The 18,176-nt window shown below is 47.7% G+C and carries 18 protein-coding genes; 6 read left to right on the top strand and 12 right to left on the bottom strand.

The features are described 5' to 3' along the window. Positions 1-107: 107 nt before the first annotated feature. From ACR0QN_RS00245 to ACR0QN_RS00220, 6 genes are all read left to right on the top strand, one after another. On the top strand, positions 108-1,181 hold the full coding sequence (locus ACR0QN_RS00245) for a sirohydrochlorin cobaltochelatase (RefSeq protein ID WP_432649180.1): 1,074 nt from the start codon (positions 108-110) through the stop codon (positions 1,179-1,181). A gap of 78 nt (positions 1,182-1,259) precedes the next feature. After that, entirely contained in the window at positions 1,260-2,168 is a 909-nt protein-coding gene (locus ACR0QN_RS00240) for a hypothetical protein (protein ID WP_432649179.1), read from the top strand. Then, entirely contained in the window at positions 2,165-3,298 is a 1,134-nt protein-coding gene (locus ACR0QN_RS00235; RefSeq protein ID WP_432649178.1) for an ABC transporter substrate-binding protein, read from the top strand. Before ACR0QN_RS00240 ends, ACR0QN_RS00235 begins: the two co-directional genes overlap by 4 nt. A gap of 22 nt (positions 3,299-3,320) precedes the next feature. Further along, positions 3,321-4,334 carry a FecCD family ABC transporter permease gene (locus tag ACR0QN_RS00230; RefSeq protein ID WP_432649177.1) on the top strand — a complete coding sequence of 338 codons (1,014 nt, stop codon included), beginning with the start codon at positions 3,321-3,323 and terminating at the stop codon, positions 4,332-4,334. A 145-nt stretch (positions 4,335-4,479) separates the two neighbouring features. Then, a complete protein-coding gene (locus ACR0QN_RS00225; RefSeq protein WP_432649176.1) occupies positions 4,480-5,049 on the top strand; it encodes a hypothetical protein in 570 nt (189 codons plus the stop codon). Positions 5,050-5,119: 70 nt separating this feature from the next. Beyond that, positions 5,120-6,217, top strand: coding sequence for an ABC transporter ATP-binding protein (locus ACR0QN_RS00220; protein WP_432649175.1), 1,098 nt, complete (start codon positions 5,120-5,122; stop codon positions 6,215-6,217). A 122-nt stretch (positions 6,218-6,339) separates the two neighbouring features. On the opposite strand, the gene argF is transcribed toward ACR0QN_RS00220, so the two are convergent. The 12 genes from argF to ACR0QN_RS00160 form a co-directional block, all read right to left on the bottom strand. Further along, a complete protein-coding gene (argF, locus tag ACR0QN_RS00215; protein WP_432649174.1) occupies positions 6,340-7,248 on the bottom strand; it encodes an ornithine carbamoyltransferase in 909 nt (302 codons plus the stop codon). Between the two features lie 187 nt (positions 7,249-7,435). Continuing rightward, positions 7,436-8,605 (bottom strand): aspartate aminotransferase family protein, encoded by a 1,170-nt coding sequence (locus ACR0QN_RS00210; RefSeq protein WP_432649173.1) that lies wholly within the window; start codon positions 8,603-8,605, stop codon positions 7,436-7,438. 66 nt (positions 8,606-8,671) lie between these two features. Then, positions 8,672-9,541 (bottom strand): acetylglutamate kinase, encoded by an 870-nt coding sequence (gene argB, locus ACR0QN_RS00205; RefSeq protein ID WP_432649172.1) that lies wholly within the window; start codon positions 9,539-9,541, stop codon positions 8,672-8,674. Between the two features lies 1 nt (position 9,542). Then, complete coding sequence (locus ACR0QN_RS00200; RefSeq protein WP_432649171.1) at positions 9,543-10,157, bottom strand: hypothetical protein; 615 nt, start codon at positions 10,155-10,157, stop codon at positions 9,543-9,545. A 17-nt stretch (positions 10,158-10,174) separates the two neighbouring features. Then, positions 10,175-11,404: a bifunctional glutamate N-acetyltransferase/amino-acid acetyltransferase ArgJ gene (argJ, locus tag ACR0QN_RS00195; RefSeq protein ID WP_432649170.1), complete on the bottom strand. Its 1,230-nt coding sequence runs from the start codon at positions 11,402-11,404 to the stop codon at positions 10,175-10,177. A gap of 26 nt (positions 11,405-11,430) precedes the next feature. After that, entirely contained in the window at positions 11,431-11,802 is a 372-nt protein-coding gene (locus ACR0QN_RS00190; protein ID WP_432649169.1) for an MmcQ/YjbR family DNA-binding protein, read from the bottom strand. 72 nt (positions 11,803-11,874) lie between these two features. Continuing rightward, on the bottom strand, positions 11,875-12,006 hold the full coding sequence (locus ACR0QN_RS00185; protein ID WP_432649168.1) for a type II toxin-antitoxin system HicB family antitoxin: 132 nt from the start codon (positions 12,004-12,006) through the stop codon (positions 11,875-11,877). Next, positions 11,999-12,946 carry an N-acetyl-gamma-glutamyl-phosphate reductase gene (gene argC, locus ACR0QN_RS00180; protein ID WP_432649167.1) on the bottom strand — a complete coding sequence of 316 codons (948 nt, stop codon included), beginning with the start codon at positions 12,944-12,946 and terminating at the stop codon, positions 11,999-12,001. The genes ACR0QN_RS00185 and argC overlap by 8 nt, the downstream gene beginning before the upstream one ends. A gap of 160 nt (positions 12,947-13,106) precedes the next feature. Continuing rightward, on the bottom strand, positions 13,107-14,492 hold the full coding sequence (argH, locus tag ACR0QN_RS00175) for an argininosuccinate lyase (RefSeq protein WP_432649166.1): 1,386 nt from the start codon (positions 14,490-14,492) through the stop codon (positions 13,107-13,109). 34 nt (positions 14,493-14,526) lie between these two features. Next, positions 14,527-15,075 carry a hypothetical protein gene (locus tag ACR0QN_RS00170; protein ID WP_432649165.1) on the bottom strand — a complete coding sequence of 183 codons (549 nt, stop codon included), beginning with the start codon at positions 15,073-15,075 and terminating at the stop codon, positions 14,527-14,529. 166 nt (positions 15,076-15,241) lie between these two features. Further along, positions 15,242-16,477 carry an argininosuccinate synthase gene (locus ACR0QN_RS00165; RefSeq protein WP_432649164.1) on the bottom strand — a complete coding sequence of 412 codons (1,236 nt, stop codon included), beginning with the start codon at positions 16,475-16,477 and terminating at the stop codon, positions 15,242-15,244. 271 nt (positions 16,478-16,748) lie between these two features. Continuing rightward, positions 16,749-17,978: a 6-phosphofructokinase gene (locus ACR0QN_RS00160; RefSeq protein WP_432649163.1), complete on the bottom strand. Its 1,230-nt coding sequence runs from the start codon at positions 17,976-17,978 to the stop codon at positions 16,749-16,751. Positions 17,979-18,176: the final 198 nt, after the last annotated feature.

Below are 18,176 nucleotides of genomic sequence, written 5' to 3'. Positions count from 1 at the left end.
CCGCCAAAAATTTTTATAAGGGCGGGGTCTTGTTTGCTGTACCCTCTTTACGTATCGTAGGAGGGCATTTTTTGTCAATACCTCCGAAAAAACGGAGGAATATTTTTATGAAAAGGTCAAAGCATATTCTTGCGGCTGTTACAGCGCTTTTAGTTTTGTCGGCAATGACAGCCTGCGGAGGAACAAACGGCGGCGAAAACACTTCGGGAACTGTTTCAGAGACTGTTTCCGAAACGGTGCAGTCCGAGGAAGCGGAGCAGACTGCCGCAGAGACGGAGGAAACCTCTCAGTCCGAGGAAATTTCCGCACAGGAAGAAGCCCCGGAAGAGGACGAAGAAAACTATGATACAGGAGACGCTTCATTGGATAATGTAAGAAATCAGGACGATATCGGCGAAAACGAGCTTTTGGTGGTAAGCTTCGGCACAAGCTATAACGACAGCCGCCGCCTTACTGTGGGAGCGATAGAAAACGATCTTGAAGCGGCGTTCCCCGATTATTCCGTAAGACGTGGATTTACCTCGAATATCATCATTGACCACGTTCAGAGACGTGACGGAGTTCTTATTGACGATATTGACGCCGCTCTCACCCGTGCGGCGGACAACGGGGTAAAAAATCTTGTTATCCAGCCCACTCACCTTATGAACGGCATTGAGTATGACGAGATAGTGGAAAAGGCGGCAAATTATTCCGACGCCTTTGAAAAGGTGGTATTCGGCGAGCCGCTCCTTACAAGTGATGAGGATTTTGAAAGAGCGGTAAAAGCCATTACAGATGATACCAAGGAATATGATGACGGGGAAACTGCCATCTGCTTTATGGGTCACGGAACGGAACATTCCGCAAACGGCGTTTACTCGAAAATTCAGGAGCTTTTTACCGCAGGTGGATATGATAACTATTTCATAGGAACCGTTGAAGCTGCTCCCACTCTTGATGATGTTATGGCTTCTGTCAAGGCAGGGAATTACAAGAGAGTAGTGCTCCAGCCCCTTATGGTTGTTGCAGGCGACCACGCAAACAACGATATGGCAGGAGACGAGGACGGTTCCTGGAAAAGTGCTTTTGAGAGCGAGGGATATGAGGTTGTCTGCGTTCTTAAAGGTCTGGGCGAAAACGAGGAGATAAGAAAAATTTACGCCGACCACGCTCAGGCGGCAATTGACTCCCTGAACTGATAACCATATTATACACAGCAGACCTCTCTCCGTTTATACGGGGAGAGACTGCTTTTAAATAAAGGAATGAAAATTAAAATGAATAAAAAAGCAAATCTGTCTCTCCTGCTTGTTATGTCGGTGCTTATGATGAGCGCCTGCGGAAATACGGATAGTGACAATTCTGCCGAGACCACTATATCCGAAGCTGTTTCAGAGGTAACAACAGTAAGCACAAATGCCGTTGCCGAGGGAGCACAGACCGTTCCCGACGGGCTTGTTATCCCCGATGATATGACCCCTGTTTATGCGGACAGCTTAAAGGACGGAGAATATAACATCAAGGTGGACTCAAGCTCCTCAATGTTTACAGTTACCGACTGTGTTCTTACCGTATCCGAAGGAAAAATGACCGCCCGAATGACAATGGGGGGAACGGGCTATCTGTATCTGTTTATGGGCAAGGGAGAGAATGCCTCGGAGGACGGGTATATCCCCTTTGAGGAAGATCCCGACGGCACACACTCCTTTACAGTTCCCGTCGAGGGCCTTGATATGGGCATTGACTGCGCCGCATTCAGCAAAAAGAAAGAAATGTGGTATGACCGCACTCTCCTTTTCCGTGCAGACTCCCTTCCTGCGGACGCTTTTGCAGATGGTGTTATCAATACTATCGAAAGTCTCGGACTTGCGGACGGTGAATATACCGTAGATGTGTCCCTTGAGGGCGGCTCGGGCAGGGCGAAAATAAATTCTCCAGCAAGGCTCACCGTTTCAGACGGAGAAGCCTTTGCCGAAATTGTCTGGGGCAGCTCAAACTACGACTGTATGACCGTTGGCAGCGAGAAATATTATCCACAAAACACCGAGGGCAATTCGGAATTTGTCATTCCCGTAACGGGCTTTGACTACAAAATGCCCGTCTCCGCAAATACCACCGCAATGAGCACTCCCCACGAGATCGAATATACCTTGTATTTCGACTCGGCAACAATTACGGCAGAATGAGAAATCTTATAAAGCTTGCGGGAATACTGCTCTGCACCATAGTGTTCTGTTCCTGTTCAAAGAAAGCCGTTACAAACGGATTTTCCCTTGAAAATGCAGAGCCTGTGGGAGAGATGGAACTTATGTATGCCACTCAGTTTTCGGTCGAGTATTACGAAAATGATATTTCTCTTGTGACCGTATCTGACGGGGAAAAATATCTCCTTGTTCCCGAAAATGAAGCGGTGGAAGAGATACCCAACAATATCACCCTTATCCGTACCCCTGCAGACAATATCTACCTTGCCGCATCTTCCGCAATGGATATGTTTTTCGGCATAGGTGCAGAGGGGAATGTGCGTGCCACAGCCACCCTTGAAAGGGACTGGGCACTGTCAGAAGTTAAAGAAGCAATGGCGAATGAGGATATCCTCTATGCGGGAAAATACTCCGCACCCGATTACGAGCTTATCCTGTCCGAGGGGTGCGGTCTTGCCATTGAGTCAACGATGATATACCACAAGCCCGAGGTAAAGGAGCATCTACAAAGGCTTGGAATACCCGTGCTTATCGAGCGCTCAAGCTACGAAACTCACCCCCTGGGACGGCTTGAATGGGTAAAGCTTTACGGACTGCTTACGGGCAGGGAGGAAGAGGCAGAGCGGCTTTTTTCGGAGCAGTCGGAGCTTCTTAACAGCATTACTCAAAGCGGAAGTACGGGAAAGACCGCCGCATTTTTCTACATTTCCTCAAACGGCTATGCTGTTGTGCGAAAGCCCGGGGACTATGTTTCCCGAATGATAGAGCTGGGCGGCGGAGAGTATATTTTTTCTCCCGAGGAATTAAATGTTGATGAAAATGCTCAGTCCACAATAAATATGCAGTTTGAGGTGTTTTATTCCGAAGCGGCGATGGCAGATGTGCTTATCTACAACAGCACCATTGACGGGGGAATGGATAACCTTTCGCAACTTACAGAAAAAAACAGTCTCCTTTCCGAATTCAAGGCGGTACGTTCGGGAGATGTGTGGTGTACGGATAAAAATATGTTTCAGCAGACAACGGGAGCGGCAGAGGTCATTCGTGAGCTGAACCTTATTTTTACGGGAGAAGCCGAGGACGATATGGAGTATTTTTACAGATTAAAATAAACGGCGGAAAGGAGAGTATGAAATGACAAAGGAAACAAAGCGCTATATTATGGGCTACACTATCCTTGTGCTGCTACTGCTTTTCCTTATGACGGCAAGCCTTTTTTCGGGCAGCGTCAGCTTTTCCCCCGAGGAGGTCATAAAAGTCCTTACGGGAGCGGAAAGGGGAACAACAGCCGCAAACATCATACTCTCCATACGCCTGCCGAGAATGCTTGCGGCAATGGTGCTTGGCGGCGGTCTGGCAGTTTCGGGATATCTTCTGCAGACCTATTTTGCTAATCCCATTGCAGGGCCTTTTGTCTTGGGAATATCCTCGGGGGCAAAGCTTACCGTTGCAATGGCGATGATATTTTTTCTGCAAAGGGGAATACCCCTTACCTCGGGTGCGCTTATCATATCCTCATTTGCAGGCTCAATGCTGTCGATGGGCTTTATTCTTGCGGTGTCGTCTAAAATAAAGCGAAGCTCTATGCTTGTGGTGTGCGGCGTTATGATTGGCTACATCTGCTCGGGAATAACCGATATTGCGGTCACATTTGCAGACGATTCCAATATCGTCAATCTCCACAGCTGGTCAATGGGCAGCTTTTCGGGAATTGATGCGGAAGATGTGAAAGCCTTTTCACCCGTAATATTTATCTGTCTCGGGGCGGCGTTTTTAATGTCAAAGCAGATAAACGCATACCGCCTGGGAGAGGTGTACGCACAAAGCTCGGGGGTGAATATCAGGGCGTTCAGAGTGGGGCTGATACTTGTCTCAAGCCTGCTTTCCGCCGCCGTGACCGCATTTGCGGGGCCTGTTTCCTTTGTGGGAATAGCCGTTCCTCATCTTATCAAAAAGCTTTTTAAAACTGCCGACCCGAAGCTTATTATCCCTGCCGCATTTCTGGGCGGAGGGGTGTTCTGCCTTATGTGCGACCTGCCTGCAAGGATACTTTTCGCCCCCTCGGAGCTTAGCATAAGCTCGGTAACGGCTCTTGCGGGTGCGCCTGTGGTCATCGCCATTATGGCTGGGCGGCACCGAGAGCAATGACTTCTTTATTATTTTTTATTTATTCTTTATTCTTTAAAGCTATGTTCCGGGCGGCGGTTGAATTATAAAGATGAATATGGTATAATACAGAATTAGGAAAACGCTTAATAATTCAAATCGGATTTTAAAATTGCGAGGAAAAACTATGCCTGAAAAATCATTTAAAATAGACCAGATATCTGCCGGCTGGATAATGGGATATATAAGCGATGGGGAAAACACTATTTCATTTTGCGCAAGCTATCTTTCAAATTTTCTTGATGATCTTATGTCGGGACTGATATACATTCTCGGCAGGTCGCCCCGGGACGAGCCGAAAAACTCATTCAGAGTGTTTGAGGAGCCTGCATATTCAATATGGAATATGGGGACTTCAAACGAGCAGTTCGTATTTCACGCTGTGACCTATGAATCTCAGAAATCCGATAAAGAAATTGAAAATAAAACCGTACAAATTGAAACAGAAATATTTTTAAATGACTTTATTGCTGAAATGCAGGATATCCTGCAGCGTTTTGGTTTGTATGGCTTTCGTTCTGAATGGGGATATGAATTTCCCCTTAGTTTATTCCTGCAATTAAAAGACATAAGAGATAAAACAAAGCTGCTTACCTTATCGGAAAAAGACGGCTCCGATAATTTGGGCTTAGAATATTGTGCTTCAAGCTTTGAATGGGAGTGTGAATTTTTTGACGGACTTATCCCAAAAGAATAAAGAAAAAAGAATAAATAATAAAGAATAAAGAACCCGATGTGCGATATGTTCAAAAAGGAGGAGAGAAAAAATGCAGAACAACGTCCTTACCGCCAATGACCTTGCAGTGGGCTACGGCTCGGAAATACTCATTGACAATATCCGCATATCTCTCCTCCCGGGGAAAATTGTCACCCTCATAGGACCCAACGGCGCAGGAAAATCCACTATACTCAAAACCATTTCCCGACAAATAAAAACCCTTGGCGGAGCAGTTTATATCGGCAAGGAGGAGCTTTCAGACTTCAAGGGCGAGGAGCTTGCAAAAAAAATGTCCCTGCTTATGACGGTGCGGACAGACCCCGAGCTTATGACCTGCAGTCAGGCGGTGGGTGCGGGCAGATACCCTTATACGGGTAGGCTTGGCATACTTTCCCCCGAGGATAAGCGTGCGGTGGCGGAGGCAATGGAGCTGACAGACGTTACTTCTCTTGCAGACAGGGACATTTCCCGCATAAGCGACGGACAGCGCCAGAGGGTAATGCTTGCAAGAGCCATCTGTCAGGAACCTAAAATACTTGTCCTTGACGAGCCTACCTCATTTCTTGATATCCGCCATAAGCTGAAGCTCCTTGACATTCTCCGCCGCCTTGTACGTGAAAAGGGGCTTGCGGTGATAATGTCAATGCACGAACTTGATATGGCGGAGCGTATCTCCGACCACGTTATATGCGTGGGCGACAAGGGCATTGAGGGGCAGGGCACACCCGAGGAGATCTTCACAAGCGAGCGGATAACTGCTCTTTACGGCATTGAAAAGGGCAGCTTTGAGGAACGGTTCTGCACAGCGGAACTTGCTCCTCCCACGGGCGAACCGAGGGTGTTCGTTATTGCAGGAAACGGCAGAGGAACGGGAGTGTTCCGCAGGCTCCAGAGGCTTGATATCCCCTTTGCGGCGGGAGTTATCCACGAAAACGACATTGATTTTCCTGCGGCAAAGGCACTTGCGGCAAGGGTAATATCCGAAAAGCCTTTTGAGGCTGTTTCATATGAAAATGAGCAGGAGGCAAGGGAACTTATTGACAGGTGTGAACAGGTCATCTGCTGCCTTGACAGCTTCGGTCCGGTGAACGCCGCAAATGGCAGGCTGAGGGACTATGCGGAGAAGCTTGGTAAGCTTAGAAAATAAACGGCTCTCAACTCCACATTTAAAAAAAGGAAAAAAGTCCCCCGAAGAAATTCAAAAAAATTTCTTCGGGGGACTTGACATTTTGGAACAAATATGCTATAATATATAGAAACAGATGTTCATCAAGACTTCATCAGCTTGACCATAACAGCCTTCTGAGCGTGGAGACGGTTTTCTGCCTCGTCGAAAATTTCCTCTGCGTGCTCCTCGAACACCTTTGCGGTTATCTCCTCCTCACGGTGTGCGGGCAGGCAGTGCTGTACCATTGCGTCACGCTTTGCGGCTGCCATTACCTCGTCATTTATCTGATAGCCTGTGAATGCCTTGCGGCGAATTTCTGCTTCGCCCTCCTGTCCCATTGATGCCCATACATCGGTGAAGAGAACGTCTGCATTTGCAGCAGCTTCCACGGGCTTGTCGGTAAGGGTGAACTTGTCGCCGTATGCCTTGGCAAATTCAAGAACTGTGGGGTCGGGACGATATCCCTCGGGGCAGGCAACAGCAACTTCCATTCCTACCGTAAGTCCGCCTACGATAAGGGAGTTTGCCATATTGTTTCCGTCGCCTATGTAGCACATTTTCAGTCCGTCAAACTGTCCCTTGTACTCACGGATAGTCATAAGGTCTGCAAGCACCTGACAGGGGTGGCAGTAGTCGGTAAGACCGTTTATTATGGGGATATTTCCGAATTCGGAGAGATCCTCAACTTCCTTCTGCTCAAAGGTGCGTATCATTATTCCGTCAAGGTAGCGGGAGAGGACACGTGCGGTATCCTGCACAGGCTCGCCCCTGCCTATCTGGAGATCACGTGAAGAGAGAAACAGCGCATTTCCGCCAAGCTGGTACATTCCCGTTTCAAAGGATACACGTGTACGTGTGGAGGACTTCTGGAATATCATTCCAAGAGTCTTGCCCTCAAGATGGCGGTGGGGTATGTTGTGCTTCAGCTCGTATTTGAGCTGGTCTGCAAGGTTTAAGATATCAATGATATCAGCCTTTGAAAGATCGGACATTTTGAGCAGGTGCTTCATAGTGGTTTACCTCCGTTTTTTAGTTTATCAGATCGATTATTATTTCTACGGCGGCTTCAATGATATCTCCGATTATATCCCATATGAAAAATCTTGGCAGTCTCGACATTAGTATCACTCCTTTGGTGATATAATATCATTTGCAGGTTCATATCATATTAGCCGCAGATTAAACTCCGATTAGAAATTATTTTAAAAGCTCTCCCAGTATTTCCATTCCCTTGTCAATTTCCTCATAGGTGATGGTGAGGGGGGGCAGGAAACGGAGCTTTTCCTTGGCGGTGAGAATGAGAAGTCCCTTTTCGGCGGCGGCGGTAAGGATATCCGCAGCCTTTTTGGTTTTGAGCCTTACGCCCAGCATTAAGCCTAAGCCGTCAACGCCCTCAACCTCGGGTATCTCCGCAAGCTTCTTTTTAAAATACTCGCTTTTCTTCATTACGTCCTCAAGGAAGCCCTTTTCGGTAACTCTGTCAAGAACTGCGTTTGCTCCTGCGCAGGCAATGGGGTTGCCGCCAAAGGTGGAGCCATGAGTGCCCTTCACAAGAACATCGGCGCATTTTTCCGATGCAAGGCAGGCACCCATTGGTACGCCCCCTGCAATTCCCTTTGCAAGAGAGGTGATATCGGGCTTTACGCCGTACTGCTCGGAGGCAAGGAAGGTTCCTGTTCTGCCCACGCCTGTCTGGACTTCATCGGCAATGGTAAGGATATCATTTTCGCCGCAGAGCTTGAAAATCTCCTCCACAAAAGCCTTGTCAAGAGGATTTACGCCGCCCTCGCCCTGAACGAACTCGAACATTACGGCGCAGACAGTCTTATCCTCGGAAATTACCTTGCGGAGCGCTTCAATATCGTTGGCGGGAGTGTTCACGAAGCCCTCCACAAAGGGGAAGAAGTAATTGTGGAATACCTCCTGTCCCGTTGCGGAAAGGGTTGCTATTGTTCTGCCGTGGAAGGAGTTTACAAGGGTGACAATGGTGTGGCGACACTTGCCGTATTTATCGAAGGAATATTTCCTTGCAAGCTTTATGGCGCACTCGTTTGCTTCCGCTCCCGAATTGCCGAAGAACACGTTTTTGTAGCCTGTGACAGCGCAGAGACGTTCGGCAAAGTCTGCCTGGACCTTGGTATAGAAATAGTTTGAGGTGTGCTGTATGGAACGCACCTGGGCGCATACGGCATCTGCCCATTTATCATCGCAGTAGCCGAGGGAGTTTGTGCCTATGCCGCTGCCGAAGTCTATGTATTCCTTGCCGTTTTCGTCAACGGCTTCACGTCCCTTTCCTTTTTCAAGGACTATGGGAAGCCTGCCGTAGGTCTGCATTACGTGTTCGTTGAATTTTTCTATGGTTGACATTTGTATCAGCTCCTTGCTGTATAAACGAATAAATTATATAGAAGATAATAAATCAGCGTCCCCCGCTTATATGAACTGCGTACCTATTCCCTCATTCGAAAGCAGCTCGATAAGAATGGAGTGGGGAACTCTTCCGTCGATTATGCAGGTCTTTTTAACCCCTCGTCTGACGGCTTCAACGCAGCAGTCTATCTTGGGTATCATTCCGCCGCTGATTATACCCTGTCTCTTCATAAAGGGCACTTCGCTGACCTGCACCTTGGGGATAAGTGTGCCGTTGTCGTCCTTGTCTCTCAGAAGTCCCACGATGTCCGTCATAAGGATAAGGTTTTCCGCTTTAAGCTCGGCGGCTATTCTTGCGGCGGCGGTGTCGGCGTTTATGTTGTAGGTCTGACCCTGCTCGTCGCAGGCTACGGTGGATATTACAGGAACATAGCCGTTTGAAAGTGCATCAAGAATGGGGGCGGTGTTTATGGTGTCTATCTCGCCCACAAAGCCCAGGTCAACCTCGCTCTCCATCTTGTGGCAGAGTATCATCTGTCCGTCAATGCCGCACATTCCAAGCGCCTTTCCGCCGTGCTGGGTAAGGTGGGAAACAAGCTCCTTGTTCACCTTGCCCGCAAGCACCATTTTTACGATATCAACGGTGGCTTCGTCAGTGTATCTGAGTCCGTTTATGAACTTGCTCTCAATGCCCACTCTTTTCAGCATATCGCTTATCTCGGGTCCGCCGCCGTGAACGAGGACGGTCTTTATTCCTACGAGGTTTAAAAGCACGATATCGCTCATTACTGCGTCCTTGAGTGCTTCGTTGGTCATTGCGTTGCCGCCGTATTTTATGACAACTATCTTGTCGTTATATCTCTGAATGTAGGGCAGGGCATCTATGAGCACCTGCGAGCGTATTTCATTTGATATGAGATTTTCTGTTCCCATTTTATATGTACTCTCCTTTTATTATGCGGTCGATGATATCCGCAATTTTTACAGCGTCCTCACGGGGAAGCTCAAAGGTGTCAAACAGGTAATTTCCGCTTTCAGTTCCTCTTTGGTTGAATAAGCCTCTGATACCCTCAAAGCTGATATTCCAATAGCTGTCATTATCCGTAGGAAGTATCATCGCCCTTCCTTGTTTTTCCCCTTTATTAAGATAAACAGCCTGAGTTTTTCCGAGATATCTTATCAGCAGCCGCTTGTCGGTAACTGCAATGCTCACTTTTGTGCGGATAAAGCCCGCTTGGAACAGCATCATTATTCCCACAATTGTGTGGGGAAGTCCGAAAATTGCCGCAAATCCGTCTCTGCTTCCCAATGCTGTCAGCATCCAGACTATCACAAACAGCATCCAGACAAGGGAAAAAACTTTTTTAAAAAGCAAGCCTTTTCCGCTTTTGCCCTGTGCGGTGAATATTATCCTTTCAGAGGGAAGAAGGTCTTTGCCGAAAATGCTGTCATTGTCCGGGGAAATTTCCGCAAAGCTGTTTTCAAAAAATCCGACCTCTGTGATATCCTCCTCGGGAGTGTCAGATCTGCCGTCAATGTCGTCCTTCATTTTATCCCCCTATGGTATTACGAACGATAATCTCCGTTTATCTTAACGTAATCATATGTAAGGTCGCAGCCCCAGGCGGTTGCCTGTGCATTTCCCTGATTAAGGCTGATGTAAATTTCTATCTCGTTCTCGGTGAGAATTTTCTTTGCTTCGTCCTCGGAGAAATCCACGCCTGCGCCATTGCGGCAAACGGCAATTTTTCCTGCACTTGAGCCAAGGTCAACATCAACCTTGTTTATATCAAAATCCGCTTCCGCATAGCCTATGGCGCAGAGCACACGTCCCCAGTTTGCGTCCGAGCCGAACATTGCGCATTTGAACAGGGGCGAGCGGATAACGCTCTTTGCCACGATTATTGCGGTGTCAAGGTCAGGTGCGCCCGAGCAAATGCAGGTGAGTAGTTTGGTTGCGCCCTCTCCGTCCTTTGCAAGCATACGGGTGAGGTTTGCCATTACCTGATAGAGTGCGGCTTTGAAGGTGTCAAAATCCGCTCCCTCGGCAGTTATTTCGGGATTTTCCGCAAGTCCGTCCGACATAAGCATACAGGTGTCGTTGGTGGACTGGTCGCCGTCTATGGAAAGACAGTTATATGTAATTTTCACAATTTCCGAAAGTGCCTTTTGCAGCATCGGAACAGAAACGGCGCAGTCGGTGGTGATGAAATTAAGGGTGGTCGCCATATTGGGGTGTATCATTCCGCTGCCCTTTGCCATACCGCCCATACGGCAGGTCTTTCCGCCTATCTCAAATTCTACGGCGTATTCTTTTTTAACGGTGTCGGTGGTCATAATTGCTGTTGCAGCTTCGATGTTGCCCGTATAGGAGAGCTTTTCGACAAGCTGAGGAACTGCCTTTACAATAGGCTCGATGGGCAGCACCTGTCCGATAACGCCTGTTGAAGCCACAATTACTTCCTCGGGCTTAATTCCCAAAGCCTCAGCGGTAAGGCGGCACATTTCGGTTGCCTTTTCCTCGCCGTCTGCGTTGCAGGTATTGGCATTCTTGGAATTTACGATTATCGCCTTTGATTTTCCGCCGGATTTTTCGAGGTTTTTCTTGGTAACAATAACGGGTGCGCCCTTTACCTTGTTCTGAGTGTAGACCCCTGCGGTGTTGCACATAACGTCCGATACGACCATTGCAATATCGTTCTTTTTGGTGGGATTTTCCTTTATGCCGCAGTAAACTCCGCTTGCTTTAAATCCCTTTGCGGCACACACGCCGCCTTCAATGGTTACAAATTCCATATCAATGACCTTCTTTTTATTATAAATTATTTATCATTCATAAGCTCTTCACGAGCCTTTTTTGTAAGCTTTGAGACTACATATTTGTAGGAACCGTCTATCATTCGCAATAGTTCCTCGTCGGGAACGCTGCCCGACAGATTTACGGTATTGAAATAGGGCTGCTGCACGGGCGGACAATGATATCCTCGTTTTACATCATCGGGGAACATCGTTCTGTAAAATTCTCCTGTGGGGATATCACCGTTAAAGGTGAGCATAGGCGTACCTTTCAGCATAAAAAGCTGGGCGAATATCCGTTTTTTTACCTTCACTGCGGTGCAGTTGTCACCGAAGGGGTGATCTTCATAGGAACCCTTTTTTTGAAGGCAGTAGGAGAGGAGTTCGGAATGGGTCATAGTATCACGCTCTTTTGCTTTATTATGCTAATAAATTAACAGGCGCGGGAGGATGTAACAATACCCGAGAAATTAACGGCGTGAAGTGGCTGCAGGCTCAGCCTGCCCGTCTGCCATACAGCCTGCAAGCTCGGGGACTTCGGCAATGTAGCTGTTGTCCTCTTCGCTCCAGTAGATAATCACTTCGTATTTATGCTCACTCAAGCCCCGTACCCTCGTCAATGCCCATCATAATATTCATACACTGAACAGCCGCACCGCTTGCACCCTTGCCCAGATTATCAAGTCTTGAGCAGAGAAGCACGTGGTCGTCATTGCCGTAAACGAATATCTGCAGCATATTGGTGTCCGCAAGAGTGTTGGAGAAAAGCTCGGCTTCCTCAGGGCAACCCTCTGCACCGAAGGGCATTACCTTAACAAATCTCTCGCCCTCGTAATGCTCCGCAAACATCTCCCATACATCGTGGGGAGTGACCTTTCTCGCCATTGTTCTCAGATGAACGGGAATAGTTACAACCATTCCGTTGTAGAAATCTCCCACAGAGGGGCAGAATATGGGGGGGTAGGAAAGTCCCGATACTGCCATCATTTCCTTAACGTGCTTGTGGGTCTTTCCCAGAGAATATGCTCTTGTGCTGCTAAGCTCATTGTCTCTGTTTTCGTCCTCGTATCTTGCGATAAGCTTCTTGCCGCCGCCGCTGTAGCCCGATACTGCGTGGCAGATAACGGGGTGATAGGGTGCAAGCATTCCCGATCTTACCATAGGGTACATAAGGCAGTTAAATCCGCTGGCATAGCAGCCGGGAACGGCAGTTCTCTTTGAAGCCGCAACCGCCCTTCTCTGCTCCTTGGAAAGCTCGGGGAGACCGTATACCCAGCCCGGATCAGTTCTGTGAGCGGTGGAGGCATCTATTATCTTGGTGTGGTCGTTTTCCACAAGGGAAACAGCCTCAATTGCTGCCGCATCGGGCAGGCAGAGGAAGGTGTAGTCCGAGGCGTTAATAAGCTTCTTTCTTTCCACGGTGTCCTTGCGCTTTTCCTCGGAAATTTCCAGAAGCTCAATGTCGCTCCTGTTTTTGAAACGGTCGGCAATGCGAAGTCCCGTTGTTCCCTCTTTGCCGTCTATGAAAATTTTATATGACATTTTACTTTACCTCTACGCAAAAAATAAATTTGTCGGTCGAATCAAAACCAACTAAGTTCTAAGTAATTTCAGCAACATATTTCTCCCGTTACTGAGCCGTCTGTCTGTTGCCCGAATAAACTATAGAACGATCGGCTGCAGGCTCAGCCTGCCTGCAGGTTCAGCCTGCATATTCACGAAGCTCGGCTTTGAGCTGCTCTATCTGCCTTGCAACAGCCTCGGGAGCAGGACCGCCGTCCACATTTCTCTGCATTACGCAGGTCTCAAGGTTTATAGCCTTGTAAACGTCCTCGTCAAACACATCGGAAAGGCGTTTGTATTCCTTGAGGTCAAGCTCCTCAAGAGTGGTTCCCAGCTCAATGCAGCGTGCAACGAGAGTTCCCGTGATCTTGTATGCGTCTCTGAAAGGCATTCCCTTTTTAACAAGGTAATCTGCGCAGTCGGTGGCATTTATAAAGCCCTTTGCCGCTGCCTTTCTCATATTATCCTTTAAAACCGTCATTGTTCTGAACATCGGGATAAATGTGGAAAGACAAAGCTTAACGGTGTCAACAGCATCAAATATAGCTTCCTTGTCCTCCTGCATATCCTTGTTGTAGGCAAGGGGAAGATTTTTCATCATTGAGAGGAGAGTCATAAGGTCGCCGTAAACTCTTCCCGTCTTTCCTCTGATAAGCTCGGTGATGTCGGGATTTTTCTTCTGGGGCATTATGGAGGAGCCTGTGGAATATGCATCGTCAAGCTCAATAAACTTGAATTCCCAGCTGCACCACATTATTATCTCCTCGGAAAATCTTGAAAGGTGCATCATCAGAACGGAAATGGCACTCGCAAGTTCAATGCAGTAATCTCTGTCTGAAACGCCGTCAAGGCTGTTGTAGGTGATGTCCTCAAATTCAAGGAGTTCAGCAACTCTCTTTCTGTTAAGCGGATATGTGGTTCCTGCAAGAGCGCAGGAGCCGAGGGGCATTCTGTCCATACGCTTTTTGCAGTCGGCAAGTCTGCCAAGGTCACGGGTCAGCATCTGGGCATATGCCATTATGTGGTGGGCAAAGGTAACAGGCTGTGCTCTCTGGAGATGTGTGTAGCCGGGCATTACGGTGTCATAATGCTCCTGAGCGGTCTCGATAATTGTCTCGATAAGCTCATAAACAAGCTTTGATATCTCGTCGCACTCGTCCTTCAGATAATATTTGATGTCGAGAGCCACCTGGTCGTTTCTGCTTCTTGCGGTGTGAAGTCTCTTGCCCGTATCGCCAAGGCGCTCGGTAAGCACCTGCTCCACAAACATATGGATATCCTCGGCATTAGGGTCGAAGCTGAGCTTTCCGCTGTCAAGGTCGGAAAGGATACCCTCAAGTCCCTTGATGATCTTTTCACTTTCTTCGGGAGCGATTATCCCCTGCTCGCCAAGCATCCTTGCGTGCGCCATAGAGCCTTTGATATCGTGCCTGTACATACGGCAGTCAAAGGAAATGGAGGAGTTGAAATCATTTACCTTTTCATCTACCTCTTTTGAGAAACGTCCTGCCCACATCTTTGCCATTTATATCATTCCTTTCAGTTTGGAGCTTTTGATCTTAAGCAGCCGGAACTGCAGAAGCTTCAGCGCTTTCGTCAGAGGAACCTGCTGCTGAGGAGTCTGATGCTGCGCCCGGCCAGTTGATCTTGAAAAAGTCGGTATATTCAAGCTGCTTTTCATAATTTCCGCTGTCTATATATACCACGCCGAAATTGCATACCTCTTCCATACTCATACGGCGGAAACGGGTGTCGCCGTTGTTGTTGGTCATAGTGAGGATATCGTCCTCCACGGCTACCTTGCACATCTGTCCGTCGATATCAAGGATATTGTCTCTAAGCTCGTATTTGTAATCATAATAGGAAGCAACGTTGGGAGTGATTATATGATAGGCAAGTACTCCGCCCGAAGTAAATTCGTATATCTGATAATAGGGAGAGCTGCCATCTTCATTTTCAAAATACTCGGGTCCCTCTATATCGCACCACATTCCAACGATATCAGTTTTAAGCTTTTCGTAATCCGGTTTATCTTGACCACAGGCTGCCAGGGTCAGCATAAGCGATGCAAGCAGCAGGGATAATATTCCTTTTTTAAGAGTTCTCATAAATTTGAGCGTCCTTTCTTTAAAGCCGTTATTCGGCTTTTTTCTGTTAGTATTCCAATCTTTTTCTGTTCTACTCTGAATGAAAATAAAAACGAAATAAGTGCAATGCCCGAAACGGTGTGTTTCGGGCATAACACAAAATGATATTAAATTTTAAAAAGAGAAATTACTTTCCTCTCTTCTGGTCGAGCTTTGCCTTAACGTGGGTGGGGAGACCGAAGATGTTGATAAATCCGCCTGCGTCGGACTGGTCGTAAACGTGATCCTCAGCAAATGTAGCTACTTCCTCATCATAAAGGGTATAGGGAGAAGTGATGCCTGCGTTGATAACGTTGCCCTTGTAGAGCTTCAGCTTAACGTCGCCTGTAACAGTCTTCTGAGTTTCGGAAACGAAAGCTGAAAGAGCCTCTCTGAGAGGAGTGAACCACTGACCGTTATATACGATATCAGCAAACTTTATGGAAAGGTAGGACTTCATTCTTGCTGTCTCCTTGTCGAGGCAGAGAGTCTCAAGAGCCTCGTGAGCCCTGTAAAGGATAGTTCCGCCGGGTGTTTCATAAACACCTCTGGACTTCATACCAACAAGACGATTCTCAACCAGGTCAACAAGACCGATACCGTTCTCGCCGCCAAGCTTATTGAGGGTGGAAACCAGCTCTACGCCGTTCATTTCCTTGCCGTCAATAGCTGTGGGAATGCCCTTTTCAAAGTGAATGGTAACATATGTAGCCTTGTCGGGAGCCTTTTCGGGAGATACGCCCAGCTCAAGGAAGCCGTCCTTGTTGTACTGAGGCTCGTTTGCGGGATCCTCAAGGTCGAGACCCTCGTGGGAAAGGTGCCAGATGTTCTTATCCTTGGAGTAGTTTGTCTCTCTTGTGATCTTGAGGGGGATATTGTGAGCCTCTGCGTAGTCGATCTCCTCGTCTCTGGACTTGATAGACCATTCTCTCCAGGGAGCGATGATAGCCATATCGGGAGCGAAAGCCTTGATAGCAAGCTCAAATCTTACCTGGTCGTTGCCCTTGCCTGTGCAGCCGTGGCAGATAGCGTCAGCGCCTTCCTTGAGTGCGATCTCAGCAATTCTCTTTGCAATGATGGGACGTGCAAAGGAGGTGCCGAGAAGGTACTTGCCCTCGTAAACTGCGCCAGCCTGAACGGTGGGGTAAACATAATCCTGAATGAACTCTTCCTTAAGATCCTCTATGTAGAGCTTGGAAGCGCCTGTCTTTATTGCCTTTTCCTCAAGACCGTCAAGCTCGGTGCCCTGTCCAACGTCTGCGGAAACAGCGATGACCTCGCAGTTATTGTAATTTTCCTTGAGCCAGGGAATGATGATAGATGTGTCGAGACCGCCGGAATATGCGAGAACTACTTTTTTGATATTTTCCTTTTTTACTGCCATTTTACAGTACCTCCGTAAAAATAAAATACGCCCGTACCCTTACGCCCATTAAACATAAGCCGTAACGCTGCTGATTATTATTATACACCCTTTGCGGCAAAAGTCAAGGCTAAAATGCATAATTTTTCCGAATTTACGCAAAATATTCACTTTTCAAGGCAGAGCATTGCATAAAATATGCATATATGCAGTATATTATACGTTTTATACTGCATATATGCATAGAGCATAAAAATCGGGACAGCAAATGTGAAAAGCTGTCCCGGAATTATCACTGATTAAGTCTGAAATGAACAGGTATGCCGTTTCTGTATTCGGTGGTCACTTCACCCTGGATAAGAGGCAGGAAATAGTTAAGAGCGTCTGTGGTAACATCGCACTTGTCGTCTGTGATCCACTCGGAGGGGAAATATTTTTCCTTGTTTGCTGTCTGAGCCACATCATAGGAAACTATCTCCACTCTGTAAGGCTCATTGCTTATGCGGCGAAAGCCCATCATTCTGCCGCTGTTTCCCTCAAGAGCACAGTCCACCGCCGCAGAGCCTATCCTCTCGGACTCGTCAAGGTCGGTAAGAGAAGCGATATGGGAGCTGCACCTCTGCATAACGTTAAGCTCGATGGAACGCACCTTACAGCCGAATTTATCCGCACAGCGGTGCTCAAGATATTTTGCCACACCCGAATTATCCGTATGACCGAAGGCGTCCGCGCCTGTTTTCACATACTGCCTGTCGGTGGGGACAATGCCCTCGGAAACGGCGATGATAACCGCACGGTAGCGTTTCATCATACGTGCCACATCATCGAGGAAATGCTCCATATCAAAGCCGCCCGGAAATGCCTCGGGAACATAGATAAGGTGAGGCGCAGGCTCTCCGTTTGCACGGAGAACGCAGGAGGAAGCGGTGAGCCAGCCTGCATTTCTGCCCATTATCTCAACAATGGTGATGGACTGTATGCTGTAGACACGGCTGTCTCTGATTATCTCCTGAAGGGTGGTAGCCACATATTTCGCCGCCGAACCAAAGCCGGGGGTGTGGTCTGTTTCGGGAAGGTCGTTGTCAATGGTCTTGGGAACGCCGATTATCTTAACGTCCTTGCCCACCGCCTTGCAGTAGCGGTCAAGCTTCATAACGGTATCCATTGAGTCGTTGCCGCCGATGTAAAAGAATGCCTTTATGTCATACTCCTCAAAGGTGTTGATTATCCTCATATATTCGGACTCGGTGCGGCTGTCGCTGGAGTCATATTCCGCCAGCTTGTATCGGCAGGAGCCGAGAACGGTGGAAGGAGTTTTCTTCATCAGTTCCACATCGTGCTCGGAGGTGAGAATGCTGTCAAGAGGAACGAGATTGCCGTTTATCATACCCTCAATGCCGTTAATGGAGCCGTATATCTTGCCTATCTCGGGAGACTTTGAAGCCTGACGGAAAACACCTGCAAGAGAAGCGTTGATGGCGGAGGTGGGTCCTCCCGACTGGGCAACTGCAATATTAAACATATGATACCGTCCTTTTTACGTTTATTCTTTATTATTTATTCTTTATTATTTATTCTTTATTTTTTGTCCCCCGGAATGCTGTCGAATAAACAATACAGAATAAATCATAAAGCAAGGCACATTGCCTCTTTATATTTATTTTATCACACACACCCGATATAATGCTATATGCAGACTTCACGATAATTTTTGTGAATA

This window comes from Huintestinicola sp., from assembly GCF_050874005.1.
Classification (GTDB): domain Bacteria; phylum Bacillota; class Clostridia; order Oscillospirales; family Ruminococcaceae; genus Huintestinicola.
The sequence above is the reverse complement of the archived record's forward strand: the minus strand, read 5'-3'. Positions and strand labels throughout refer to the sequence as shown.